The following is a 24,476-nucleotide window of genomic DNA, read 5'->3' on the forward strand; positions in this document are numbered from 1 at the left end:
GAAAATACAAGGTTGAGTCCGCAAAACGCCTGCTGTTGGCCGCGCGGAACCGCCAATATTGAGCATTCATCCCTTTAGGAAGTCATCATGAAAACCTTTTCCGCAAAAGGCCACGAGGTCCAGCGCGACTGGTTCGTGGTTGACGCGACGGACAAAGTCCTCGGACGTGTTGCCAGCGAAGTGGCACTCCGACTGCGCGGCAAGCACAAACCCGAATTTACTCCGCACGTCGACACGGGCGATTTCATCGTCGTGATCAATGCAGGCAAACTGCGTGTCACCGGCACCAAAGCCCTGAACAAGAAGTACTACCGTCACTCGGGTTACCCGGGCGGTATCTACGAAACCAATTTCGAGAAAATGCAAGCGCGTTTTCCCGGTCGCGCGCTGGAGAAGGCTGTCAAGGGCATGCTGCCCAAGGGCCCGCTCGGCTACGCGATGATCAAGAAGCTCAAAGTGTATGCGGAAGCATCGCACCCGCACGCTGCCCAGCAACCCCAAGCACTCGAACTGTAAGGAACGGACATGATCGGTAACTACAACTACGGAACCGGCCGTCGCAAGAGTGCAGTGGCTCGCGTCTTCATCAAGGCAGGCAGCGGCAAGATCACTGTCAACGGCAAACCCGCTTCCGAATACTTTTCGCGCGAAACCGGCCTGATGGTCATCCGCCAGCCGCTGGAATTGACCAGCAACCTGGAAACGTTCGACATCATGGTCAACGTCCATGGCGGCGGCGAATCCGGCCAGTCGGGTGCTGTGCGTCACGGCATCACCCGCGCCCTGATCGATTACGACGCCACGCTGAAACCGGAACTGTCGAAAGCAGGCTTCGTTACCCGCGATGCACGTGAAGTCGAGCGTAAGAAAGTCGGTCTGCGCAAGGCACGTCGCGCAAAGCAATTCTCCAAGCGTTAATCATCGCGCTTCGGAACATCAAAGCCGCCAGGTTTGCGCCTGGCGGCTTTTTTCATGCCGCGCGCCGTGGCGGACGAAATACCTGGGCATCGGCATAGAACGCCTCGTCCTGCCCCGCCCACCAGCCAGGCACACCCAGCACCGGCAAGGGCGTGAAGTCGCCGGTCGCAAATCCCCCCTGCAATTGCCGCGTCACTGCTTCATCGATCCATGCGCGTTGCTGCGGCGCCGAAAGCGTAAAAAACGCCGGCTGCACCGGCACGCCCCAGGTATGCGCCGTGATGGCCTTGTACGGGGTAACCAGTTTTTCCATGATGGCGTGACCAAACAGGAAGATCTGCACCGAGCGTCCCACGGCACCGCGCTGGTCCAGCAAGGCATCCCGCCAGCGATGCGCGCGCAAGGCGGTTGCCCAGTCCGGATCGGCGCATAACAGCAACGCAGCATTCTCGTCGAAGATCGTCGCCGCATCCCGCAACTTGCCGCGGGTACCCTCCGGACTGCCATCGGCGCCAGCGCAAGCCGACCGGCGGGCAATTTCGGCTGCCTGCAATGCATTCAATTGTTTCTTGATAGTGGGGAATGTCAGCCAGACCAGCGCATTGAAAAAATCATGCAGGTTCTCGCGCGTCGGCACGGCGCCCTCTGCACTGATGAAGGCTTCATAGGCCACGCCGGGAGGCAGTTCGGCTTGCGGCACAAAATGGATCGGCAAGCCACGGTGATTGACCAGCCCGGCCTCACGCGCAGCATTGTCGAGCGCCGCACGCCAGTCTGGCGCCGCCAGGATCGGTTGCGCCGCCGGCAGCAGCGGCGCGAGCCAGGGCTGGCGCCAGTCGATACCCTGCAGGAAAGATGCCGCCATGACGCAGCCTGTTACAGTTATGCCAGCTTCCAGGCCATCGTCTCGCCGGCATTCAGCGGCACCAGGCTCGAATCGCCAAAAGGCAATTCCGCCGGCAGGGTCCAGTCCTCGCGCAATAGCGTCACGCTGCCGCTATTGCGCGGCAAGCCATAAAACGCCGGCCCATTGAAGCTGGCAAAGGCTTCCAGCCTGTCCAGCGCGCCAGCGGCGGCAAAGGCTTGCGCGTACAGTTCCAGCGCATGCAAGGCAGTGTAACAGCCGGCACAACCGCAGGCATGTTCCTTCAATCCCTTCGGATGTGGCGCGGAATCGGTGCCGAGGAAGAATTTTGGATTACCCGACGTTGCGGCTTTGACCAGTGCCTGGCGATGCTCTTCACGCTTCAGGATCGGCAGGCAGTAATAATGCGGACGGATGCCGCCCTTGAAAATTTCATTGCGATTGTATAGCAGGTGATGCGCCGTGATCGTAGCGCCAACGAAGCGGTCAGCCGCTGCGACATACTCGGCGGCGTCGCGCGTGGTGATATGTTCGAACACCACTTTCAATTCCGGCAAGGCGCGGCGCAAGGGCTGCATGACACGCTCGATGAAGACTGCCTCGCGGTCGAATACATCGACCGCCGGATCGGTCACCTCGCCGTGCACCAGCAGCGGCAAGCCGACTTCCTGCATGACTTCCAGGGTCTTGTAGCATTTCGTCAAATCGGTCACGCCGGCGTCCGAGTTGGTAGTGGCACCGGCCGGGTACAGCTTCAGGGCATGGATGAAGCCGCTGTCTTTGGCGCGGCGAATTTCATCGGGCGGGGTATTGTCCGTCAGGTACAACACCATCAGCGGCTCGAATTGCAGCCCTGCCGGCAGCGCCGCCAGGATCCGCGTGCGGTAGGCGCCGGCAAGCTCGGTGGTGGTCACCGGCGGCTTCAGGTTCGGCATGACGATGGCGCGCGCAAACTGGCGCGCCGTATGCGGCAAGACATCGGCAAGCACGGCGCCGTCGCGCAAGTGCAGGTGCCAGTCGTCGGGACGGGTGATGGTAATGCTTTGTGGAAGGTTGGCTGGGGTTGGCATGGCGGCTCGCTGGCTCTTACTGTCGAGCCGCCATTTTACCTTCTATCAGGGGTACAGGCCGCGCATCTCGTGCGCCTGCAAGACGCGGCTGCAGCCAACGATGAATGCGGCCGTGCGCAGCGAGACCTTGCGATCCTCGGCCAGTTGCCAGACGGCGGCGAAGGCTTCGCGCATGATGCGCGTCAGGCGCTGGTTGATTTCATCCTCGGTCCAGAAAAAACTGGAAAAATCCTGCACCCATTCGAAATAGCTGACGGTCACGCCACCGGCGTTGGCGATCACGTCGGGCACGATCAGCACGCCCTTGTCATGCAGGATATCGTCCGCGGCAGGCGTCGTCGGACCATTGGCGCCTTCGACAATGATGCTGGCGCGGATGGCCTGGGCATTGGAAGCGGTGATCTGCTGCTCCAGCGCCGCAGGCACGAGGATATCGCAATCGGTTGCCCAGAACGCATCCTGCTCTTGCACGGCGTCGGCGCCGGCGAAACCGGCCACCGTACCGCATTCGCCCACGTGCGCCAGCAGCGCGCCGATATCCAGTCCGCTCTCGCGCACCACGGTGCCGGCATGGTCCTGCACGGCGACGACCTTCGCGCCGGCCTCGGTAAACAGGCGCGCAGCGACGCTGCCTACATTGCCGAAGCCCTGGATGGCAATGCGCGCACCCTGGATTTCCAATCCGCGCCGGGTGGCGGCTTCGCAGGCCACCACGTAGAGGCCCCGACCGGTGGCGGCCTGGCGACCGAGGCTGCCGCCGAGCGACACCGGCTTGCCCGTCACCACGCCCGACACCGTGTTGCCGGCATTCATGGAATAGGTATCCATCATCCACGCCATGACCTGTTCGTTGGTATTGACGTCCGGCGCCGGAATATCCTTGGTCGGGCCGATGATGATGCCGATCTCGCTGGTGTAGCGTCGCGTCATGCGCTCGAGTTCGCCGCGCGAGAGCGTTTTCGGATCGACCCGGATGCCGCCCTTGGCGCCGCCATACGGCACATTGACGGCAGCATTCTTGACCGTCATCCAGGCCGACAGCGCCATCACTTCCGACAGGGTGACGCTCTGGTGAAAACGCACGCCGCCCTTGCCAGGACCACGCGCGGTATTGTGCTGCACCCGGTATCCCTCAAAATGCGCAATCGAGCCATCGTCGCGCCGGATCGGCACATCGACTGCGAGGATCAGCTTGGGGCGCTTCAGGGTTTCCACCAGCGGCGCCAGCGTGCCGAGGTAGGGTGTGACACGATCGATCTGCTCGAGATAGACCCCCCACGGGCCGATGTCGTGCTGCGTCAGGTAACTGGGGATTTGATGGGAAGCAGGCATGCGTCTTCTCCGTGATCGGCTGGTTTGGTCTGGAACCCGGCACTGCAATCAGGAACCATCTTAGCAAGGAACTGGCCGCCTTGGCCTGCCCTGCCACCGACTTACGACATTTATGCCACAGCGTCTGTCGCATCCAGGGTGTCGACTTCGCCGGCATCCGCCTCCGGCGCCTTGCGCGCCTGCTGCCGGGCCCACATTTGCGCATAGGCCCCCTGCGCCGCCAGCAAGCTGGCGTGCGTGCCCCGCTCGACGATCCTGCCATGCTCCAGCACCAGGATCTGGGCAGCATCGGCAATGGTCGACAGGCGATGTGCAATCACCAGCGTGGTCCGGTTCCTGGCGATTTCATGCAATTGCTCCTGGATCGCCTGTTCGGACTTGGTGTCGAGCGCCGAAGTCGCCTCGTCGAAAATCAGGATCGGCGGATTTTTCAGCAAGGTGCGCGCAATCGCCACGCGCTGCTTTTCGCCGCCCGACAATTTCAGGCCGCGCTCGCCCACCATGGTGTCGTATCCCTCCGGCAGCGACACGATGAAGTCATGAATCGCCGCGGCCCTTGCGGCAGCAATGATTTCCTCCTTCGAGGCGCCCGGCTTACCGTAGGCAATGTTGTATTCGATCGTGTCATTGAACAGCACCGTATCCTGCGGCACGATGCCGATGGCCTGGCGCAGCGAAGCTTGCGTGACGTCGCGCAACTCCTGGCCATCGATGCTGATGCGCCCGGACTGAACGTCATAGAAACGGAACAGCAGGCGTGACAAGGTCGATTTGCCGGAGCCGCTGTGGCCGACCACGGCGGTGGTGGTGCCGGCGGCGATGGTGAAATCGACATCGAAGAGAATCTGCCGGTTCTTTTCGTAATGGAAATCGACATGTTCGAAACGCACTTCGGCGCCGACGACCGCCAGCGGCCGGGCATGCGGGGCATCGGCCACTTCGCGGTCCTGTTCGAGCAGGCGGAACAGGCGCTCCATATCGGCCATGCTTTGCTTGATCTCGCGGTAAATCACGCCGAGGAAATTCAGGGGAATGTACAACTGGATCATGAAGGCATTCACCAGCACCAGGTCGCCCAGGCTCATGCTGCCGTCGATCACGCCGCTGGTGGCACGCCACAGGATCAGGGTGACGGCCGCGGCAATGATCAGCGACTGCCCCGTATTCAGAAGCGATAGCGACGTCTGCGACTTGACCGCGGCGTTTTCATAACGCTGGTAGTCCTGGTCGTAGCGGCGGGCTTCCACGTCCTCGTTGCCGAAGTACTTGACCGTTTCATAATTGATGAGGGAATCGATGGCCCGGGTATTGGCTTTCGAATCCAGCTCGTTCATGTTGCGGCGAAAATTCGTCCGCCATTCCGTCACCAGCACGGTGAAGGCGATATAGGTGACCAATGCTGTGGCGGTAATCACGGAAAACCAGATATCGTATTGCACCGCCAGGTAGCCGATCACGAGGCTGATTTCGATCAGGGTCGGCAGGATGGAAAACAGCGTATAGGACACCAGGGAAGATACGCCGCGCGTGCCGCGCTCGATATCGCGCGTCATGCCCCCGGTCTGGCGGTTCAGGTGGAAGCGCAGCGACAGCGAATGCAGGTGACGGAACACTTTCAGGGCGATGGTGCGCACCGCGCGCTGCGTCACCCGGGCAAACACGAATTCACGCAATTCGGTAAACAAGGTCGTGGACAGGCGCAGCAAGCCGTACGCCAGCAACAGGCCAATCGGCATGATCATCAGCGCGCGCGCCTGGTCCACGCCGGGCGTGAGGTGGTCAACCAGTTGCTTCAGCACCAGCGGCACACCGACATTGGCCAGCTTGGCGCCGACCAGGAAAACCAGCGCCAGCATCACCCTTCCCTTGTAGGCCCACAGGTAAGGCACCAGCGTTTTGATGGTGGCCCAATCCCTGCGCTGGTGGCCGGGGGGCATGGTCGGAGCAGGTTCGGAATTGGCGTGGCGTCGCATGGGAAGAAAGAAAATCCGGTCAGAATGGTTTATGCTTGGACAGTTGAAGCAATTTCAGCTCCCATTCTATCAACCCCCTGCCCATGGGGTGTCGCGATGAAAAACGGATGATTTAAAACAACGAAATGCCAAGCGAACACCATACCTCACTGCCCGCCGGGAAAATGCCGGAGCTGCGCGTCATGCCCCGGCCCTCCGACGTCAACATCAATGGCGACATCTTCGGCGGCTGGATCATGGCGCAAGTCGATATTGCCGGCTCGCTGCCGGCCATGCGGCGCGCCAACGGCCGGGTCGCCACCATCGCCGTCAACTCCTTTGTCTTCAAACACCCGGTGTTCATTGGCGACGTGCTGACGTTTTATGCCGACATCGTCAAGGTGGGCAGGACATCGCTGACGGTCAACGTCGAAGTCTATGCCGAGCGCAACCAGATGCAGGCCGAAACCGTCAAGGTGACGGAAGCGACCCTGACGTACGTCGCCACAGATCATGAGCGCAAGCCGCGCCCCGTGCCGGCACTGGATGAACTGAGCACGCCCCAGCCGCACCCCTGAAAAAAAACTGCCTGGCAGGCAGGCGGTTTTGGAGACGTCGGGCGTTGCCCCGGGGACGTGAGCTCAAACTGTTTTTTGTTCGTCGCGCAACTCCCGCCGCAAAATCTTTCCTACATTGGTTTTTGGCAGCGTATCGCGGAACTCGATATATTTCGGCCGCTTGTACCCCGTGAACTGCTGCTTGCAGTATTCCATCAGTTGCTCGACCGTGAGCGATGGATCCTTGCGCACCACGTACAGCTTGACCGCCTCGCCGGAATGCGCATCCGCCACGCCCACACAGGCGCATTCCAGCACGCCCGGATGCTCCGCCACCACGCCCTCGATTTCATTCGGGTACACATTGAACCCGGATACCAGGATCATGTCTTTCTTGCGATCGACAATGCGCACATAACCACGTTCATCCATGACGCCGATATCGCCCGTCTTGAAAAAACCGTCAGGCGTCATGACCTTGGCGGTTTCATCCGGCCGCTTCCAGTATCCCGCCATGACTTGCGGGCCGCGCACGGCGATTTCGCCAGGCTGCCCCAACGGCACGGGCTTGCCATCCTCATCCAGGATGGTCAGTTCCGTGGAAGGCAGGGGCAAGCCGATGGTCCCGGTGAATTCCTTGGCATCGGCCAGGTTGCAGCTGACGACCGGCGAGGTTTCCGACAAGCCGTAACCTTCCGCGATCGGACAGCCCGTCACATTGAACCAGCGGTCCGCGACGGCTTTTTGTACAGCCATGCCGCCGCCCACGCTGATCTTCAGCGTTGAAAAATCAAGCTTGGCAAATTCCGCATTGTTCAGCAAGCCATTGAACAAGGTATTTACTGCCGGGATCATATTGAAGGGATACTTTGCCAGGGTCTTGATAAAGCCTGGAATGTCGCGCGGATTGGCAATCAGGATATTGACCGCACCCACGCGCGTGCCCAACAGGAAACAGCTTGTCAATGCAAAGATATGGTAAAGCGGCAATGCACAGATCATGCTGATTTGCTCCACCTTCGGCGCCTTGTTAAGACCCGGCCCTAGCCAGAGATCGCATTGCAAGGCATTGGCCAGCACGTTGCGATGCAACAGGGTTGCCCCCTTGGAAATACCTGTCGTACCCCCGGTATATTGCAGAAAGGCGATGTCGTCCTGCGTCACGGTCACTGGCCGCCAACTCATGCGCGCCGCATCGGACAATACCTTGCTAAAAGTAACAGCCCCTGGCAAATGATAGGCCGGCACCATTTTCTTGACATGGCGCACCACGAAATTGACCAGTAGGCCCTTCATCCCGCCTAACAACTCGCCCATGCTGGCCACCACGACATGCCTGACCTGGGTTTTGCCAATGACTTGCTGCAGAATATGCGCAAAATTTTCCAGGATGATGATTGCTTCGGCACCCGAGTCGACCAGTTGATGTTCCAGTTCGCGCGGCGTGTACAAAGGATTGACATTGACCACGATGTAACCTGCCCGCAATGCCGCAGCCATCGCCACCGGATATTGCAAGACATTGGGCATCATGATGGCAACGCGCGCGCCTTTCTGCAGCCCCCGGGCTTGCAGCCATGCCCCCATCTTCCTTGACATGGCATCGACTTGCGCATACGTGATCGCCTTGTCCATGCTGACAAAGGCATTACGCTTCGCATACTTCTTGAATGACTCTTCCAGCAAGTGGGCCAGGGAATCATACTGCCCCAGATCGATCTCGGCGGGAATTTCAGGTGGATAGGATTTTAGCCAGAACTTGTCCATGTCAGCGCCCTTGTCTCTCTTATAGGTATCATGCTTGGTGAGGCAATTCCTGAACAAATTGCATTTGTTCAAATATGATCCTATCGGGCGACGCCCTCAGGTGCAAGTGTTTAAGGCAATAACGAATGATTCTCTTGTTCGCAACGGCCTATTGCAATGCAACACATCAATTGTGCACCTGGTTTTCCGCATCGTCGGTCAGTGCGGCCTGCACGGGTGCCACCCCAAGAGCGGCCAGGCGCTGGTGGCGTTGCTGCGGCTCCAATGCAGAAATGCTGCGCACTGCCGCATAAAAATTTCCCAGGTCGGACTCCTGCTGCAGCAGCGTGCGAAAGCCCGGCACCAGGTCATGATAAGTTGCCACCAATGCCAGGTGCGCATTGTTCAGCGGTTCGGCAAACCATCGGTCGTATCCTGCATAGCCACCCCAGCGCTGCTTTAATTCGCCATAGGCAACTTGCATGGACTGGAAGATTTCCGCCTTGCGGGCGATTTTCCGGGCATCGCTTGCGCGACTGGCGTAATTGCTTTCGAGCGCCTCCCGGGTCGTGAGCAATAGCGCCAGAAAATCCTGCTTGCGGGCGGCGTGGAGGCGATAAGCCGCCCGCATTTTCTCGTCGCCGTGCGCCTTGATCCAGCGCTCGACTCCCAACTCCTCGACCGCCACCGCGAACGATTCATTAAAGCGCGAATCGCCCGGTGCATACGCGACCTGATGCGCCAGCTCGTGGAACATCAGGCGCGCCAGTTCGGCTTCCGGATATTGCACGAATGTCGACAGCACCGGATCGTCGAACCAGCCTAGCGTGGAATAGGCGGGAACGCCGGAGACATGCACGTCGTAATTCTGGCTGCGCAGTTCCGCCGCATAGGCCTGGGCCTCTTCCTGGCTGTAATAACCCCGGTAATTGACACACCCGGCAATAGGAAAACACCATTGCGAGGCTTGCAGGGAAAGCGCGGGGGTTGCCACGACATTCCACAGGACATAGGGCCGCTGCAAGTCGGCGTAGGAAGTGAACGTGCCATTGTCAGGCAAGTGCAATTCTTTGGAGGCAAAACGGCGAATTTCCTTGACCTTGGCGAGTTGGCCTTTCAGCTTCCCTGCCACTGCCGGATCAGCCAGCCAGTCATCGATTGCCCGGGCCTGGGCCATCAAGGAAAACTGGCCTTGCGCCGCCTGCACGTAATATCCCAGCTGGGCACAGCCCCCCATCAGGACTGCCGCCCCGAACGCCATGCCAATCCGCCATTTCTTGCCCATATCCCGCATTGCTCCAGACGACACTATCAAAAAAACAGCACGCTCTCTCTACGGCTGCTTTCACGCCATTGTAATGAGCTTTGCCCCGATGAAAAGTTCATCCCGCAAGAAACTCTATCCGCAGTCATGTCAAAAGTGCAGCCTGCGGGAGACGGTACAGTAGCGTAATATATCTGGAAATCACACAAGGACCCGGAAGCGGATGCCCAAGTCCGCCGATGACCATGCCACCTGCTGCCCCGGCCACCGCCATGAAATTGATCGATTCCATACTCCAGTCCCAGAACGAGCTGCTGCAAATACGGCAAGACATCCACGCCCACCCGGAACTCGCTTTCGAGGAACAGCGCACGGCCGACGTCGTGGCACAAAAACTCGGCGAATGGGGCATCCCGGTATTGCGCGGTCTTGGCGGCACCGGCGTCGTCGGCATTCTCAAGAATGGCGCAAGCCAGCGTGCGCTCGGCCTGCGCGCCGACATGGATGCGTTACCGGTCCAGGAAATCAACCGCTTCGCGCATGCTTCCCGCCATCCCGGCAAGATGCACGCCTGTGGCCATGATGGCCACACCGCGATGTTGCTGGGCGCTGCCCGCCATCTGGCGCAGCATCGCGATTTCGATGGCACCATCTACCTGATTTTCCAGCCAGCGGAAGAAGGCGGCGGCGGCGCCCGCCGCATGATCGAAGACGGCTTGTTCGAACAATGCCCGATGGATGCCGTGTTCGGCATGCATAACTGGCCCGGCATGCCTGCCGGCCGCTTCGGCGTGGTGCCGGGCCCGATGATGGCCTCGTCGAACGAATTCGAAGTCATCGTGCGCGGCAAGGGTGCCCATGCCGCGCAACCGCACAAGGCAATCGACCCGGTCATGGTGGCCATCCAGATCGCCCAAAGCTGGCAAACGATCGTTTCGCGCAATTGCAATCCCTTCGATGCCGCCGTGCTGAGCGTCACCCAGATTCACGCCGGCAGCGCCACCAATGTCATCCCCGACGACGCCCGCCTGATCGGCACCGTGCGCACCTTCCGCACAGCCACGCTCGACATGATCGAAGCGCGCATGGAGCAGATCGCGGCGAATACGGCGGCCGCCTTCGAAGCGCAAGTCGACTTCCATTTCCAGCGCAACTACCCCGCGCTGATCAACGATGCAGGTGAAACTGCCTTCGCGGTCGAAGTGCTGCAGTCGGTGGCCGGCATCGACAATGTCGACACCGACATCGAACCGACCATGGGTGCGGAAGACTTTGCCTTCATGCTGCAGGAAAAACCGGGGTGCTATGTCTTTCTTGGCAATGGCGAAGGCCAGCACCGCGCCGCAGGCCACGGGCTGGGTCCCTGCAACCTGCACAACCCCAGTTACGATTTCAACGATGCCCTGCTGCCGGTAGGCGCCAGCTATTGGGTTCACCTGGCGCACGCCTGGCTGGCACGGGTCTAAAACCCGACACCGGCAGGCAAACGCTAGCGATTCTGCGACAGCAGGCGAATGTCGCCATACCAGGTTTCCACCGACTCCCCGGTGAAGTCGCTATCGGTGAGAATTCCCACGCCAATCAGGCGGCCCGGCTTTTCGCCGTAAGCACGCTCGAAATCCTCGATGATGTTGCGCTCAAATTCGCGCCACTTGCCGACACTGTCCGTGCCGTTCTCCACTACCACGTGGCGAATCCGGCTCGAGCGCTTGCTATGTCTGATCGTGCCAGCCGGCTCCTTGCCATGCCACTCGTACATCAGGGTCGCGTAAGGAAACTCGTGTCCGGTGATCAGCTTGGCTGTTTCAAACAGGATTTGTTCGGAAAACGACAACGACTCCTTGTCGCCGTCGAAGCCGAGGATAATGCGGGCGGGCGTATCTTCCATCAGTTCCTGGGCATGCGCGATGCTCTCGCCCAAAGTACCTATCTTCCACTGCCAGCGCAGCAGCGGCTGCTCTTGCGGATCGATGCTGACACGCTGCATCAGGCCTGAAGATGCATTGGATGAAAATGCGCGCAGCACGGTCCGGTCCCGTTCGGCCACCAGACTGTAGTCAGTACGGTTCTTGTGCTTGAAAATCACCATCGGCATCCAGCCGTTCGGCAGTCCGCCGGCCGGACCGGAGGAGAACATCGAAAGCGGAGCAACCCCCTGCGTGTCCTGCTCTGCCTTGACGCTTTCGGCACGCTGTTCCGCCGGCGGGCCAAAGGCACAGCCGGCGACGGCCAGCGACGCGGCCAATAAAGTACAAATACGCTTCATAAGTTCATACGTCCTGCAGAGCGGGATGAAAAAAGGCTTAAGGCAACTGGTCAGGGGCACAACCGACCCGTGCCCCTGGATTGATGCGTTCCAGCGCCAGCAGCGCGGCAGACTGGTCGGCATGCGGCAGCGATTCCAGAATGCTGCGGTAACGCTCGGTTACCAGTTCCGTGACAGGCAACCTGACACCGGCGGCCGCAGCGGCAACCAGAACGTTTTCCAGATCCTTGGCCTGGCTCTTGACCTGGCCACCCGGAAGAAAGTTACGCTCCAACATCCGCTGCCCGTGCACTTCCAGGATACGGCTCTCGGCAAACCCTCCCCGGATTGCCGCGCGCACGGCGACCGGATCGGCGCCGCCAGCCTGGGCCAGCAGCAGTGCTTCGGCAATAATATTCAATGTGCCGCCGACAATCAACTGGTTGCACAGCTTGGCCAACTGGCCGCAGCCGGCCGGCCCGACGCGCGTCGGGCGGCCCAGCACCTGCAGCAACGCCTCTACGCGGGCAAAGTCCGATTCGGCGCCGCCGGCCATGATCGCCAGCGTTCCCGCCTCGGCTCCCAACACCCCGCCCGACACAGGCGCGTCGATAAAGCCGATCCCTCGCTCCTGCAGCCAGGCATGCATGGCCTCAGCTTCGGCTTGCTTTGTCGAACTCATGTCGACTACCAGCGCTCCGGTACGCAAGCCCGCTGCTGCCTGGCCGACGACGTCGGCGACCGCCCTGCCGTCTTCGAGCATGGTAATGACCACATCGGCTTGTGCCGCCGCATCTGCCGCCGTCCCCGCAATCGTCGCGCCCAAAGACTGCAGTGCGCTTGCCTTGGCGGCGCTGCGGTTCCAGGCAACAAGGGTGTGGCCTGCCTGGAGCAGACGCGTTGCCATTGGCTTGCCCATCAGGCCAATTCCCAGAAACGCTACACGTACCGGCGCTGTTGCTGCCATCATCAATTTCCTCTTTTAACCGGGTTGAACTGCAAATTGCTGCAGTATCATCACAAAAAGCCTGCCCGCTGTCGATAGCCGCAAGGCTGGCATGCCGCAGGCGCGCTTTGAGTTGTTGGGGCCAGCACACAATGTCAATCCTGAATGGGGACCTTTCATGTCGCAATACATACTCGCGCTTGACCAGGGAACAACCAGTTCACGCGCCATCCTATTCGACCATGAAGGCAAAGTACGCGGCTGCGCACAACAGGAGTTCCGCCAGATTTTCCCGCAACCCGGATGGGTGGAACACGATCCCACGGAGATCTGGGAAACGCAACTGGCAGTTGCCCGCCAGGTCATCCATGAAAGCGCAATAGCGCCAGGCGCCATTGCGGCCATCGGCATTAGCAACCAGCGAGAAACCACCGTCATCTGGGACCGCGCCACAGGCCTGCCGATCGCGAATGCGATTGTATGGCAAGACCGCCGCACCGCTTCCGCCTGTGATCAGCTCCAGCAGAGCGGCTTTGCGGATCTGGTACAACGCAAGACCGGCCTGGTACTCGATGCCTATTTTTCCGCCACCAAAATCGGATGGCTGCTCGACAATGTCGCCGGTGCCCGCGCCCGTGCCGAACGCGGCGAACTCGCGTTCGGCACGATCGATTCATGGCTGGCATTCAAACTGACCGGCGCACACGTCACCGACATCAGCAATGCTTCCCGCACGATGCTGCTCGACCTGCACAGCTTGCAATGGGATGATGAATTGCTTGGCCTGTTCCGGATACCGCGCGCGCTCTTGCCAGCCATCGTTCCCTGCAATGGCAGAATCGGCCCCTGCCATCCCGACTGGCTGGGTGCGCCAGTGATGCTCGCGGGACTGGCAGGCGACCAGCAAGCTGCCACGTTCGGCCAGGCCTGCCATCAGCCTGGCATGGCGAAAAACACCTATGGCACAGGATGCTTCCTCCTGATGAACACCGGCAGCACCGCGATCAGTTCGAAGAACCGCTTGTTAACCACGGTCGGATGGACGCTCGAGGGTCCTCATGGCGGTACTGACTACATGCTTGAAGGCAGTGTCTTCATGGCAGGCGCCACCGTGCAGTGGCTGCGCGACGGCTTGCAGATGATCCGCCATGCTGCAGACGTGGAAGCGTTGGCGGCATCCGTTCCAGATACAGGGGGCGTCGTGCTGGTGCCCGCGTTTACCGGACTTGGCGCGCCATACTGGGATCCGTATGCCCGTGGCACGCTTGCGGGAATGACGCGCGGCACAAACAGGGCGCATATCGCACGGGCGGCACTGGAAAGCATTGCCTATCAAACGGCGGATGTGCTGCAAGCGATGCAGGCCGATTCCGCCCCACCGCTGAGTGAACTGCGCGTGGACGGCGGCGCTTCACGCAACAACTTATTAATGCAATTTCAGGCGGATATCCTTGGGGTTCCCGTCGTGCGGCCAACCGTGACGGAAACAACTGCGCTCGGGGCCGCCTATCTTGCGGGTCTTTCGGTCGGTTTCTGGTCATCGCGCGAAGAGATCGCTCACCACTGGACCATGGATCGCCGTTTTGAGCCATCGATGGCCGCGTCCGAACGAGAACATTTAATTTCCCGTTGGAAACGCGCTGTCGAATGTGCGATGAAGTGGGCGTTATGACAATACTTGACGGGGTTTATGCCCTGGATCATGGTGCTGATCTCTTAATCGGATTATTTTTTTATTTGTAAATTTTTAATTCTTTCTCTATCGTGAAGAACGTGCAGGAAAATTACCATTTGCAAATATGTTTAATTTTCCGCAAGAACTTAACGCGTGGCTTTACCCATACTATTTCCAGAACACTATTTTTGGGAGGGGAAATGGCTAGTCAATGTCACCGCCGCAAGCAATGGTTCAGCTATTGCGCCGTGCCGTGCAGTTTTTTTGCACTTTGCCTATTCCTGATCGCTTCGCCGGCCCAAGCCCAGGCGAGTTCATTGTATGAATTGGCTCCCGCCGCCACCAACAAGCTCGGTCGGCTTGGTTTCCAGTTGAAATGGCAAGCGCACTGGTATCAGGGTAATAGCAACTATCTGAGCGGGTATTGGGATGCTTCGCTCGCGCGAGCATTTTCTCCAGGCCAGCAAAATTTAGCTGGGGTTGGCCCGAGCGGCCCAGATCAGGGCCTGGCGGCTGTACTGCGCTATCAGCGTAACGATGGCACCGGATTTTACGCTGAGGCAGGAACGGGCCCCCGCTATCAAGCAAACAGCTTCGATTTGGCGGGACGAGCCCAAGGCAGCCGCCTGGCGGTGAACGCATTGGCCGGCGTCGGGTTCGTGTGGAAAAATGGTGTTGATCTCGGCTTCAAAGCCGTTCACGTTACACGTGGTCAAGGCAAAGATGGCAACGAACCTAGCAATGTTGTCGGCATTGACCTGAAATATCGCTGGTAATCTTACAAGACTCCTGGGCTACTTAAATCGCACTCTGGATTCTTGAACTAAAAAACGGGCGCTGCGGCGCCTGTTTTTTATTTGTCGTGACACGCAAGCAAGGGGATGCGCGGCGCAACAACACACGGCCTGTGCCGCAAGCGCAGGCAAGATGCATTGTTAAAACCGTTGCTGCAAAGCGAAACGCCCCACGCTCTTTCGAGGGTGGGGCGTTTCTGGGTAAATAGCCTGACGATGACCTACTTTCACACTGGTTGCAGCACTATCATCGGCGCGAAGTCGTTTCACGGTCCTGTTCGGGATGGGAAGGGGTGGTACCAACTTGCTATGGTCATCAGGCATAACTTGTAGTGTCGCTTGTGGTCCCCGTTACTTTGGGGATCGCAAACAACGCAATCTGGGAAGAAGCAATAGTTTAGGGTACAACTTAATTGGCGGTTGTGATTGCCAGAATCGATCATGGCATCCACAGCTTACTCATCAACTATAACATCAAGGTTATAGGGACAAGCCGCACGGGCAATTAGTACTGGTTAGCTTAATGCATTACTGCACTTCCACACCCAGCCTATCAACGTCCTGGTCTCGAACGACCCTTTAGGGGAGTTAAACTCCCGGGAAGTCTCATCTTAAGGCAAGTTTCCCGCTTAGATGCTTTCAGCGGTTATCTCTTCCGAACTTAGCTACCCGGCAATGCCACTGGCGTGACAACCGGTACACCAGAGGTTCGTCCACTCCGGTCCTCTCGTACTAGGAGCAGCCCCCTTCAAACTTCCAACGCCCACGGCAGATAGGGACCAAACTGTCTCACGACGTTTTAAACCCAGCTCACGTACCACTTTAAATGGCGAACAGCCATACCCTTGGGACCGGCTACAGCCCCAGGATGTGATGAGCCGACATCGAGGTGCCAAACTCCCCCGTCGATATGAACTCTTGGGAGGAATCAGCCTGTTATCCCCAGAGTACCTTTTATCCGTTGAGCGATGGCCCTTCCATACAGAACCACCGGATCACTATGTCCTACTTTCGTACCTGCTCGACTTGTCAGTCTCGCAGTTAAGCACGCTTATGCCATTGCACTATTAGCACGATGTCCGACCGTACCTAGCGTACCTTCGAACTCCTCCGTTACACTTTGGGAGGAGACCGCCCCAGTCAAACTGCCTACCATGCACTGTCCCCGACCCGGATAACGGGCCAAGGTTAGAACCTCAAACAAACCAGGGTGGTATTTCAAGGTTGGCTCCACGAGAGCTAGCGCCCCCGCTTCAAAGCCTCCCACCTATCCTACACAGATTGGTTCAAAGTCCAATGCAAAGCTACAGTAAAGGTTCATGGGGTCTTTCCGTCTAGCCGCGGGTAGATTGCATCATCACAAACATTTCAACTTCGCTGAGTCTCGGGAGGAGACAGTGTGGCCATCGTTACGCCATTCGTGCAGGTCGGAACTTACCCGACAAGGAATTTCGCTACCTTAGGACCGTTATAGTTACGGCCGCCGTTTACTGGGACTTCAATCAAGAGCTTGCACCCCATCATTTAATCTTCCAGCACCGGGCAGGCGTCACACCCTATACGTCCACTTTCGTGTTTGCAGAGTGCTGTGTTTTTATTAAACAGTCGCAGCCACCATTTTATTGCAACCCTTTCATCCTCCTGGCGCGGGCCAGTCAAACTACTAGGGCGTACCTTATCCCGAAGTTACGGTACCAATTTGCCGAGTTCCTTCTCCCGAGTTCTCTCAAGCGCCTTAGAATACTCATCTCGCCCACCTGTGTCGGTTTGCGGTACGGTCTCGTATGACTGAAGCTTAGAGGCTTTTCTTGGAACCACTTCCGATTGCTTCGCGGCACAAGGCCACTCGTCGCACACCCTTGAATTACGCCCCCGGATTTGCCTAAGGGCCTTCTCTGATGCACAAACCGACTATTCCAACAGTCGGACAACCTTCCGCGATCCGTCCCCCCATCGCATCATACGACGGTGCAGGAATATTAACCTGCTTCCCATCAGCTACGCATCTCTGCCTCGCCTTAGGGGCCGACTCACCCTGCTCCGATGAACGTTGAACAGGAAACCTTGGGCTTACGGCGTGGGAGCTTTTCACTCCCATTATCGCTACTCATGTCAGCATTCGCACTTCTGATACCTCCAGCATCCTTTACAAGACACCTTCGCAGGCTTACAGAACGCTCTCCTACCATATGCTTACGCATATCCGCAGCTTCGGTGACTGGCTTAGCCCCGTTACATCTTCCGCGCAGGACGACTCGATCAGTGAGCTATTACGCTTTCTTTAAAGGATGGCTGCTTCTAAGCCAACCTCCTGACTGTTTTAGCCTTCCCACTTCGTTTTCCACTTAGCCAATCTTTGGGACCTTAGCTGGCGGTCTGGGTTGTTTCCCTCTTGACGCCGGACGTTAGCACCCGACGTCTGTCTCCCTTGCTCGCACTCATCGGTATTCGGAGTTTGCAATGGTTTGGTAAGTCGCGATGACCCCCTAGCCATAACAGTGCTCTACCCCCGATGGTGATACAAGAGGCACTACCTAAATAGTTTTCGGAGAGAACCAGCTATTTCCAAGTTTGTTTAGCCTTTCACCCCTACCCACAGCTCATCCCCTAATTTTTCAACATTAGTGGGTTCGGACCTCCAGTACCTGTTACGGCACCTTCATCCTGGCCATGAGTAGATCACTTGGTTTCGGGTCTACACCCAGCGACTGTCGCCCTATTCGGACTCGATTTCTCTGCGCCTCCCCTATTCGGTTAAGCTCGCCACTGAATGTAAGTCGCTGACCCATTATACAAAAGGTACGCAGTCACGGAACAAGTCCGCTCCTACTGTTTGTATGCACACGGTTTCAGGATCTATTTCACTCCCCTCCCGGGGTTCTTTTCGCCTTTCCCTCACGGTACTGGTTCACTATCGGTCGATTACGAGTATTTAGCCTTGGAGGATGGTCCCCCCATGTTCAGACAGGATTTCACGTGTCCCGCCCTACTTGTCGCAAACTTAGTTCCACACTAATGATTTCGTGTAAGGGGCTATCACCCTCTATGGCCGCACTTTCCAGAGCGTTCCACTATCAAAAATGCTAAATCTTGCAGGCTCTTCCCATTTCGCTCGCCACTACTTTGGGAATCTCGGTTGATTTCTTTTCCTGTAGCTACTTAGATGTTTCAGTTCGCCACGTTCGCCTCCACACACCTATGTATTCAGTGTGGGATACCCTAAAAGGGTGGGTTTCCCCATTCGGAAATCTGCGGATCAAAGCTCGTTTGCTAGCTCCCCGCAGCTTATCGCAAGCTACTACGTCCTTCATCGCCTGTAATCGCCAAGGCATCCACCATGTGCACTTATTCACTTGTCCCTATAACGTTGACCTCTCTTCCGAGAGACGCTATAGAGTTATTCTGAGTATGTCGCGTTTGCCGTAATCCAGTCATTCTCGCTTTTTATGGCCAGAACACTTTCATACTTGATGATTGATACAATCACAACCCACCAGCACTCATTCATACTTGCGTACAAACTTGTACTGATAAATTTCTTTACTATTACTTCTTCCAGATTGTTAAAGAACAAAACAGCCAATGGTCTCTTAAAAACCAAACCATAGTCCCATCGCTACTTGCACGACTGACTGTGGTTTGACCTTTGAAACTGGTGGAGGTTGACGGGATCGAACCGACGACCCCCTGCTTGCAAAGCAGGTGCTCTCCCAGCTGAGCTAAACCCCCGTAATCCTGGTGGGTCTGGTTGGGCTCGAACCAACGACCCCCGCGTTATCAACACGGTGCTCTAACCAGCTGAGCTACAGACCCGCTTGATCAGACCTCAATCGCATCAACTTCGGATGCACTGTTTTCTGTTCTCTTTAAATAACAGACCGATAAGTGTGGACACTTGACTTGCGTGCAAACTCTAGAAAGGAGGTGATCCAGCCGCACCTTCCGATACGGCTACCTTGTTACGACTTCACCCCAGTCACGAACCCTGCCGTGGTAATCGCCCTCCTTGCGGTTAAGCTAACTACTTCTGGCAGAACCCGCTCCCATGGTGTGACGGGCGGTGTGTACAAGACCCGGGAACGTATTCACCGCGACATGCTGATCCGCGATTACTAGCGATTCCAACTTCATGGAGTCGAGTTGCAGACTCCAATCCGGACTACGATACACTTTCTGGGATTAGCTCCCCCTCGCGGGTTGGCGGCCCTCTGTATGTACCATTGTATGACGTGTGAAGCCCTACCCATAAGGGCCATGAGGACTTGACGTCATCCCCACCTTCCTCCGGTTTGTCACCGGCAGTCTCATTAGAGTGCCCTTTCGTAGCAACTAATGACAAGGGTTGCGCTCGTTGCGGGACTTAACCCAACATCTCACGACACGAGCTGACGACAGCCATGCAGCACCTGTGTTACGGTTCTCTTTCGAGCACCCCCGCCTCTCAGCAGGGTTCCGTACATGTCAAGGGTAGGTAAGGTTTTTCGCGTTGCATCGAATTAATCCACATCATCCACCGCTTGTGCGGGTCCCCGTCAATTCCTTTGAGTTTTAATCTTGCGACCGTACTCCCCAGGCGGTCAACTTCACGCGTTAGCTGCGTTACCAAGTCAATTAAGACCCGACAACTAGTTGACATCGTTTAGGGCGTGGACTACCAGGGTATCTAATCCTGTTTGCTCCCCACGCTTTCGTGCATGAGCGTCAGTGTTATCCCAGGGGGCTGCCTTCGCCATCGGTGTTCCTCCACATATCTACGCATTTCACTGCTACACGTGGAATTCTACCCCCCTCTGACACACTCTAGCCGTGCAGTCTTCATCGCAATTCCCAGGTTGAGCCCGGGGATTTCACGACAAACTTACACAACCGCCTGCGCACGCTTTACGCCCAGTAATTCCGATTAACGCTTGCACCCTACGTATTACCGCGGCTGCTGGCACGTAGTTAGCCGGTGCTTATTCTTCAGGTACCGTCATTAGCACAGGATATTAGCCCGCACCGTTTCTTCCCTGACAAAAGAGCTTTACAACCCGAAGGCCTTCTTCACTCACGCGGCATTGCTGGATCAGGCTTGCGCCCATTGTCCAAAATTCCCCACTGCTGCCTCCCGTAGGAGTCTGGACCGTGTCTCAGTTCCAGTGTGGCTGGTCGTCCTCTCAGACCAGCTACTGATCGTCGCCTTGGTAGGCTTTTACCCTACCAACTAGCTAATCAGATATCGGCCGCTCCACGAGCATGAGGTCTTGCGATCCCCCACTTTCATCCTTAGATCGTATGCGGTATTAGCGTAACTTTCGCTACGTTATCCCCCACTCCAGGGCACGTTCCGATATATTACTCACCCGTTCGCCACTCGCCACCAGGGTTGCCCCCGTGCTGCCGTTCGACTTGCATGTGTAAGGCATGCCGCCAGCGTTCAATCTGAGCCAGGATCAAACTCTTCAGTTTAATCTCTGTTACTTGCCATTTCTGGCAGATCCCGAAGGATCGTCGCTCACTCAAAATACTGACAGATTAAGTTCTTGCGAACTTACCTATTTTCTTTACTTGTGAGCACTTGATATTTTTTAAGTCATCTGCCAGGCGAACCCGGCAGTGCACTCCATCAAGCGCCCACACTTATCGGCTGTTAATTTTTAAAGAACTTGTTCTGCTCCGCCGTGTTATCAGCGTCGCTGCGAATCGTTGTGTTCGTCAGCAGCAGAGAAACGAGATTATGAAGGACAGTCTCTGTTTCGTCAACATCTTTTTCAGCATTGCTATTTTGAAAAATTTGTCTGAGACCACCTTCCGGCGCATGTTCTTTACAGTTCATGCGCCGAGCCCGCTAGTGTACTACTTATTGACGAATGTGGGGGGACGTTTTTCAATAAAAGCTTTCATCCCCTCTTTCTGGTCGTCCGTAGCAAACGTTGCATGGAACAGGCGCCGCTCGAATTGCACGCCTTCTGCCAGGGTGGTTTCGTATGCACGGTTGACCGATTCCTTGGCCATCATGACGATCGGCAACGACATGCCAGCGATGACCGCGGCTGCTCCCATCGCTTCTTCCAGCAGTTTTTCTGGCGCGACGATGCGCGATACGAGACCTGCGCGCTCTGCTTCGGCTGCGTCCATCATGCGGGCGGTGAGGCACATGTCCATGGCCTTGGCCTTGGAGACGGCGCGCGGCAGGCGCTGAGTGCCGCCTGCACCCGGAATGATGCCCAGCTTGATTTCCGGCTGACCAAATTTTGCATTGTCAGCGGCGATGATGAAATCGCACATCATCGCCAGCTCGCAACCACCACCCAGGGCAAATCCAGCCACTGCCGCGATCACGGGCTTGCGGATGCTGCGGATGGCTTCCCAGTTGCGGGTGATGTAATCCCCCTTATACGCATCCATGTAACTGTAATTGGCCATGGCGCCAATGTCGGCGCCGGCGGCGAATGCCTTCTCGCTGCCAGTCAGGACGATGCAGCCGATTGCATCATCGGCGTCGAACGCCTGCAAGGCTGCGCCCAGCTCATCCATCAAGTCGTCATTCAGTGCATTCAGCGCTTTCGGCCGGTTCAAGCGAATCAAGCCGACGCGTCCCTGCACTTCCACAAGAATATTGGCGTATTCCATTAGTCCCCCATTGATTAACAAAATTTGAATTATGAAATTGTAGACCGTTGTGCCACACGAATCGAATTTTCAGCATCTCGCCGACAGAAAGCGACGCATTGGTTTGCGACCTCGCAAATCACGACTCTTGCCAAACTTTTAACATCAGTAGATGAACAGTGAACGTAATGACACTCCCTGGCTCAAACACCATTACTTGCCCTACATCCCTAAACTTTAGCTCACACCATCCTGCGATCCATGCCACTCCAATTCTGGCTGTCAAAAATTTCATCGGGTGCCACTTACATGGACGCCCTGCATCAAGATGCCGTAAAAGTGCTCCTGCACTTATCGACGGCGGTCGATAGAGAGTTTCACGAAGGATATAACCTGCTTTTACGCAAAGTAGAGCGGGTCTTCCGTGCCGAAGAACAGTGGATGGAAGAAATAAGCTTTCCCGAATTGCCGCATCACCGTGAGCAACATGCTCAGCTGCTGAGGACGCTCTATCATGGCCAATCGCACATCAACAAAGGCGATACGCAGTTCGGTCGCAACATCGTGGAAAAATTGCTCCCTGAATGGTTGATCTTGCATGGTTCCACCATGGATAGCGCACTCTCCCGGCAGTTACGCATAACAACGCTTGCAATCTAGCGTTGCTATACCGGGGCCTGTCATTTCACAGCCGGCAGTTTCGGCAGCAATACCCACATGCGGCCGGGCTGCTTCATTTTTCCCGCGCTCTCCCCTGCGGCATGACCAAATCCCCAGAAAAAATCCGCGCGCACTGCGCCCCGGATCGCCCCTCCCGTATCCTGCGCCAGCATCAGACGCTGCAGCGGCCGCGCAGAATTGGGTTGGGTAGTCGACAAAAATACCGGCGCGCCCATGGGAATGAATTGCGGATCTACCGCGATCGAACGCTGGGAAGTCAGGGGCACGCCCTGGGAGCCTTTCGGCCCCAGTTGCGGATCAGGCAGTTTTTCTTCTCTAAAGAAAACATAGCTGGGATTCGCATTCAGCACTTCCTGACGCCGCGCAGGGTTTGCCGCGACCCAGGCCTTGATGCTCTGCGCCGAGGCTTGCGCAAGGGTCATTTCCCCCTTGTCGACCAGATAGCGGCCAATTGACTTGTAGGGATGACCGTTTTGTTCGGCATAGGCCAGGCGCACGGTTTCCTTGCTGTCAGTCAGTTCGATGCGGCCAGAACCCTGCACCTGCATGAAGAAAGCTTCGACTGGATCATCCACCCAGACCAGTTCCTTGCCGGCCAATGCATTGGCTTGTTCCATGTCGCCGCGCGATGGGTACGGCACGACCTTGCGACCGGCCAGCTTGCCGCGCAGGCGCATGTTTTTCAGTTCGGGATAGAGTGTGGCCATGTCAATCACCAGCAAATCGTCCGGCACACCATGCAAGGGGGTCTGGTACGGGCCGCCACGTTTGCGGGCGCCGCGCAGCAGGGGTTCGTAATATCCCGTCACCAGCCCCTCTTCGCTGCCATCGGCGTTGGCAACCCGATGCGGCACGAAGAAACTTTCCAGGAACGTGCGCATGGCCCGGGTCTCGGTCGCATTGACCGTGCGGGCGATTTCACACGGCTCTTTCCAGTCCGGCTTTTTTATCAGGACCTGGCACGAGCTCAGCAGCGCAGGCCAGGCGGCACGCAAGTCATCCTCCTGCCAGCCGGGCAAATCGGCGAAAGCAACGGGTTTCAGGGTTTCGGCGGGCGCCGGCTTGACCGGCTCCGGTGGTACCGGACGCGTTTCGGGCGGGACGGTGGTACAGGCCAGCATGCCGAAGGCGACGCAAAACGCGGATACGAGTAAACTGAGGCGATTATTCTTCATGATGGGTTAAACGATGTGGCTGTTGCTGCTGGAGGCTGGGGTAGCCTTGTTTTTGCTGGTATTTATCGTATGGTGGACGCTGCCTTCGGGGCAAAAGCCACCGCCTCCCGCGCAAAGCCGGGAAGATCAGGCAGCGCCGAAAGACCCGGAGTCCTGATCAGTGCAAAGTCCGCGGCAAGGATAAAACAAATTCGGGAATCTTGACGGTGAATTGCTCGCCGTCTTCGGCAACGCAAAAGTATTCACCCACCATGGAACCCTGCGGCGTCTTGAGGGTGGCGCCGCTGGTGTACTCGAATTGCTCGCCGGGTGGCAGCAAGGGCTGCTGGCCAACGACGCCAAGACCGCGCACTTCCTCGATGTGGTTGGTAGCGTCGGTGATGGTCCAGTGACGGGAAATCAGCTGGGCTGCCACCGTGCCGGTATTCTTGATCGTGATCGCATAGGCGAACACATATTTCAAATGGTCGGGCTCGGACTGGTCTTCCAGGTAACGCGTGCGCACCGACACCGTCATTTCATAAGCTGCCATACATTCCTCGGTTGTCCGCCTCATGCACTTCTAGCAAGTTCGGCGGGTTTGCGATGCAAATCATGCAAATCCAATGGACGATTGCACACCAAATTCCGCCATGATGCAAGGAATTATCGCAAGCTCGGCGGTA

20 protein-coding genes, 2 tRNA genes and 3 rRNA genes are annotated in these 24,476 nt (G+C 57.4%); 8 read left to right on the top strand and 17 right to left on the bottom strand.

All coding sequences use genetic code 11. From position 1 onward, the window contains the following. The first annotated feature begins 87 nt into the window (after positions 1-87). Both rplM and rpsI read left to right on the top strand, forming a co-directional pair. Positions 88-516: a 50S ribosomal protein L13 gene (rplM, locus tag EKL02_RS17240; RefSeq protein ID WP_119785718.1), complete on the top strand. Its 429-nt coding sequence runs from the start codon at positions 88-90 to the stop codon at positions 514-516. A gap of 9 nt (positions 517-525) precedes the next feature. Then, entirely contained in the window at positions 526-918 is a 393-nt protein-coding gene (rpsI, locus tag EKL02_RS17245) for a 30S ribosomal protein S9 (protein WP_128903182.1), read from the top strand. 52 nt (positions 919-970) lie between these two features. Here rpsI and EKL02_RS17250 read toward each other — a convergent pair whose 3' ends face one another. The 4 genes from EKL02_RS17250 to EKL02_RS17265 form a co-directional block, all read right to left on the bottom strand. Continuing rightward, positions 971-1,783, bottom strand: coding sequence for a DUF3025 domain-containing protein (locus EKL02_RS17250; RefSeq protein WP_128903183.1), 813 nt, complete (start codon positions 1,781-1,783; stop codon positions 971-973). A gap of 17 nt (positions 1,784-1,800) precedes the next feature. Next, positions 1,801-2,853: a dihydroorotase gene (gene pyrC, locus EKL02_RS17255; protein ID WP_128903184.1), complete on the bottom strand. Its 1,053-nt coding sequence runs from the start codon at positions 2,851-2,853 to the stop codon at positions 1,801-1,803. 45 nt (positions 2,854-2,898) lie between these two features. Continuing rightward, positions 2,899-4,185, bottom strand: coding sequence for a Glu/Leu/Phe/Val dehydrogenase (locus EKL02_RS17260; protein WP_128903185.1), 1,287 nt, complete (start codon positions 4,183-4,185; stop codon positions 2,899-2,901). Between the two features lie 110 nt (positions 4,186-4,295). Then, positions 4,296-6,158 carry an ABC transporter ATP-binding protein/permease gene (locus tag EKL02_RS17265; RefSeq protein ID WP_128903186.1) on the bottom strand — a complete coding sequence of 621 codons (1,863 nt, stop codon included), beginning with the start codon at positions 6,156-6,158 and terminating at the stop codon, positions 4,296-4,298. Positions 6,159-6,283: 125 nt separating this feature from the next. Between EKL02_RS17265 and EKL02_RS17270 the strand changes: the two genes are divergently transcribed. Next, a complete protein-coding gene (locus EKL02_RS17270) occupies positions 6,284-6,715 on the top strand; it encodes an acyl-CoA thioesterase (RefSeq protein WP_128903187.1) in 432 nt (143 codons plus the stop codon). 63 nt (positions 6,716-6,778) lie between these two features. On the opposite strand, the gene EKL02_RS17275 is transcribed toward EKL02_RS17270, so the two are convergent. Both EKL02_RS17275 and EKL02_RS17280 read right to left on the bottom strand, forming a co-directional pair. After that, the gene (locus tag EKL02_RS17275; protein ID WP_128903188.1) at positions 6,779-8,461 is read right to left on the bottom strand and encodes a long-chain-fatty-acid--CoA ligase; all 1,683 of its coding nucleotides are present in this window, start codon (positions 8,459-8,461) and stop codon (positions 6,779-6,781) included. 166 nt (positions 8,462-8,627) lie between these two features. After that, positions 8,628-9,725, bottom strand: coding sequence for an aminopeptidase (locus EKL02_RS17280; RefSeq protein WP_241687753.1), 1,098 nt, complete (start codon positions 9,723-9,725; stop codon positions 8,628-8,630). A gap of 251 nt (positions 9,726-9,976) precedes the next feature. On the opposite strand from EKL02_RS17280, the gene EKL02_RS17285 reads away from it, so the two are divergent. Continuing rightward, a complete protein-coding gene (locus EKL02_RS17285) occupies positions 9,977-11,170 on the top strand; it encodes a M20 aminoacylase family protein (RefSeq protein ID WP_128903574.1) in 1,194 nt (397 codons plus the stop codon). 23 nt (positions 11,171-11,193) lie between these two features. Here EKL02_RS17285 and EKL02_RS17290 read toward each other — a convergent pair whose 3' ends face one another. Together EKL02_RS17290 and EKL02_RS17295 are read right to left on the bottom strand one after the other, a co-directional pair. Continuing rightward, positions 11,194-11,970: a DUF3047 domain-containing protein gene (locus EKL02_RS17290; protein WP_128903189.1), complete on the bottom strand. Its 777-nt coding sequence runs from the start codon at positions 11,968-11,970 to the stop codon at positions 11,194-11,196. Between the two features lie 37 nt (positions 11,971-12,007). Then, the gene (locus EKL02_RS17295) at positions 12,008-12,916 is read right to left on the bottom strand and encodes an NAD(P)-dependent oxidoreductase (protein ID WP_241687889.1); all 909 of its coding nucleotides are present in this window, start codon (positions 12,914-12,916) and stop codon (positions 12,008-12,010) included. 157 nt (positions 12,917-13,073) lie between these two features. On the opposite strand from EKL02_RS17295, the gene glpK reads away from it, so the two are divergent. Next, complete coding sequence (gene glpK, locus EKL02_RS17300; RefSeq protein ID WP_128903191.1) at positions 13,074-14,567, top strand: glycerol kinase GlpK; 1,494 nt, start codon at positions 13,074-13,076, stop codon at positions 14,565-14,567. Positions 14,568-14,659: 92 nt separating this feature from the next. Then, positions 14,660-15,346 carry an acyloxyacyl hydrolase gene (locus EKL02_RS17305; protein WP_164932061.1) on the top strand — a complete coding sequence of 229 codons (687 nt, stop codon included), beginning with the start codon at positions 14,660-14,662 and terminating at the stop codon, positions 15,344-15,346. Positions 15,347-15,572: 226 nt separating this feature from the next. On the opposite strand, the gene rrf is transcribed toward EKL02_RS17305, so the two are convergent. From rrf to EKL02_RS17340, 7 genes are all read right to left on the bottom strand, one after another. Continuing rightward, positions 15,573-15,685, bottom strand: a 5S ribosomal RNA gene (rrf, locus tag EKL02_RS17310). Between the two features lie 163 nt (positions 15,686-15,848). Beyond that, a 23S ribosomal RNA gene (locus EKL02_RS17315) occupies positions 15,849-18,723 on the bottom strand. 294 nt (positions 18,724-19,017) lie between these two features. Continuing rightward, positions 19,018-19,093: transfer RNA gene (locus EKL02_RS17320), tRNA-Ala, on the bottom strand. Between the two features lie 7 nt (positions 19,094-19,100). Further along, a tRNA-Ile gene (locus EKL02_RS17325) sits at positions 19,101-19,177 on the bottom strand. Between the two features lie 104 nt (positions 19,178-19,281). Next, positions 19,282-20,812 (bottom strand): 16S ribosomal RNA (locus tag EKL02_RS17330). Together the 16S, 23S and 5S rRNA genes with 2 tRNA genes alongside form the textbook arrangement of a ribosomal RNA operon. Before the next feature lie 181 nt (positions 20,813-20,993). Further along, on the bottom strand, positions 20,994-21,179 hold the full coding sequence (locus EKL02_RS17335; RefSeq protein ID WP_128903193.1) for a hypothetical protein: 186 nt from the start codon (positions 21,177-21,179) through the stop codon (positions 20,994-20,996). Positions 21,180-21,199: 20 nt separating this feature from the next. Next, a complete protein-coding gene (locus EKL02_RS17340) occupies positions 21,200-21,976 on the bottom strand; it encodes an enoyl-CoA hydratase (RefSeq protein ID WP_128903194.1) in 777 nt (258 codons plus the stop codon). A gap of 240 nt (positions 21,977-22,216) precedes the next feature. Here EKL02_RS17340 and EKL02_RS17345 point away from each other — a divergent pair, with 240 nt between their 5' ends. Beyond that, the gene (locus EKL02_RS17345; protein ID WP_128903195.1) at positions 22,217-22,615 is read left to right on the top strand and encodes a hemerythrin domain-containing protein; all 399 of its coding nucleotides are present in this window, start codon (positions 22,217-22,219) and stop codon (positions 22,613-22,615) included. 20 nt (positions 22,616-22,635) lie between these two features. Here EKL02_RS17345 and EKL02_RS17350 read toward each other — a convergent pair whose 3' ends face one another. Then, on the bottom strand, positions 22,636-23,811 hold the full coding sequence (locus EKL02_RS17350) for a murein transglycosylase A (RefSeq protein WP_128903196.1): 1,176 nt from the start codon (positions 23,809-23,811) through the stop codon (positions 22,636-22,638). A gap of 13 nt (positions 23,812-23,824) precedes the next feature. On the opposite strand from EKL02_RS17350, the gene EKL02_RS18310 reads away from it, so the two are divergent. Further along, the gene (locus EKL02_RS18310; RefSeq protein WP_164932062.1) at positions 23,825-23,968 is read left to right on the top strand and encodes a hypothetical protein; all 144 of its coding nucleotides are present in this window, start codon (positions 23,825-23,827) and stop codon (positions 23,966-23,968) included. On the opposite strand, the gene apaG is transcribed toward EKL02_RS18310, so the two are convergent. Further along, complete coding sequence (apaG, locus tag EKL02_RS17355) at positions 23,969-24,343, bottom strand: Co2+/Mg2+ efflux protein ApaG (RefSeq protein ID WP_128903197.1); 375 nt, start codon at positions 24,341-24,343, stop codon at positions 23,969-23,971. Between the last annotated feature and the right edge of the window lie 133 nt (positions 24,344-24,476).

The organism is Janthinobacterium sp. 17J80-10 (assembly GCF_004114795.1).
Lineage (GTDB): Bacteria > Pseudomonadota > Gammaproteobacteria > Burkholderiales > Burkholderiaceae_D > Paucimonas.

What these genes read in the sequence shown, in the direction of transcription:
- EKL02_RS17265 (WP_128903186.1), bottom strand. Translation starts at nt 6,158, where the DNA reads ATGCGACGCCACGCCAATTCCGAACCTGCTCCGACCATGCCCCCCGGC.
- rplM (WP_119785718.1), top strand. Translation starts at nt 88, where the DNA reads ATGAAAACCTTTTCCGCAAAAGGCCACGAGGTCCAGCGCGACTGGTTC.
- apaG (WP_128903197.1), bottom strand. Translation starts at nt 24,343, where the DNA reads ATGGCAGCTTATGAAATGACGGTGTCGGTGCGCACGCGTTACCTGGAA.
- EKL02_RS17280 (WP_241687753.1), bottom strand. Translation starts at nt 9,725, where the DNA reads ATGGGCAAGAAATGGCGGATTGGCATGGCGTTCGGGGCGGCAGTCCTG.
- rpsI (WP_128903182.1), top strand. Translation starts at nt 526, where the DNA reads ATGATCGGTAACTACAACTACGGAACCGGCCGTCGCAAGAGTGCAGTG.
- EKL02_RS17270 (WP_128903187.1), top strand. Translation starts at nt 6,284, where the DNA reads ATGCCAAGCGAACACCATACCTCACTGCCCGCCGGGAAAATGCCGGAG.
- EKL02_RS17290 (WP_128903189.1), bottom strand. Translation starts at nt 11,970, where the DNA reads ATGAAGCGTATTTGTACTTTATTGGCCGCGTCGCTGGCCGTCGCCGGC.
- EKL02_RS17285 (WP_128903574.1), top strand. Translation starts at nt 9,977, where the DNA reads ATGAAATTGATCGATTCCATACTCCAGTCCCAGAACGAGCTGCTGCAA.
- EKL02_RS17345 (WP_128903195.1), top strand. Translation starts at nt 22,217, where the DNA reads ATGCCACTCCAATTCTGGCTGTCAAAAATTTCATCGGGTGCCACTTAC.
- EKL02_RS17260 (WP_128903185.1), bottom strand. Translation starts at nt 4,185, where the DNA reads ATGCCTGCTTCCCATCAAATCCCCAGTTACCTGACGCAGCACGACATC.
- EKL02_RS17275 (WP_128903188.1), bottom strand. Translation starts at nt 8,461, where the DNA reads ATGGACAAGTTCTGGCTAAAATCCTATCCACCTGAAATTCCCGCCGAG.
- EKL02_RS18310 (WP_164932062.1), top strand. Translation starts at nt 23,825, where the DNA reads ATGTGGCTGTTGCTGCTGGAGGCTGGGGTAGCCTTGTTTTTGCTGGTA.
- EKL02_RS17340 (WP_128903194.1), bottom strand. Translation starts at nt 21,976, where the DNA reads ATGGAATACGCCAATATTCTTGTGGAAGTGCAGGGACGCGTCGGCTTG.
- EKL02_RS17295 (WP_241687889.1), bottom strand. Translation starts at nt 12,916, where the DNA reads ATGGCAGCAACAGCGCCGGTACGTGTAGCGTTTCTGGGAATTGGCCTG.
- EKL02_RS17350 (WP_128903196.1), bottom strand. Translation starts at nt 23,811, where the DNA reads ATGAAGAATAATCGCCTCAGTTTACTCGTATCCGCGTTTTGCGTCGCC.
- EKL02_RS17335 (WP_128903193.1), bottom strand. Translation starts at nt 21,179, where the DNA reads ATGAACTGTAAAGAACATGCGCCGGAAGGTGGTCTCAGACAAATTTTT.
- glpK (WP_128903191.1), top strand. Translation starts at nt 13,074, where the DNA reads ATGTCGCAATACATACTCGCGCTTGACCAGGGAACAACCAGTTCACGC.
- EKL02_RS17250 (WP_128903183.1), bottom strand. Translation starts at nt 1,783, where the DNA reads ATGGCGGCATCTTTCCTGCAGGGTATCGACTGGCGCCAGCCCTGGCTC.
- pyrC (WP_128903184.1), bottom strand. Translation starts at nt 2,853, where the DNA reads ATGCCAACCCCAGCCAACCTTCCACAAAGCATTACCATCACCCGTCCC.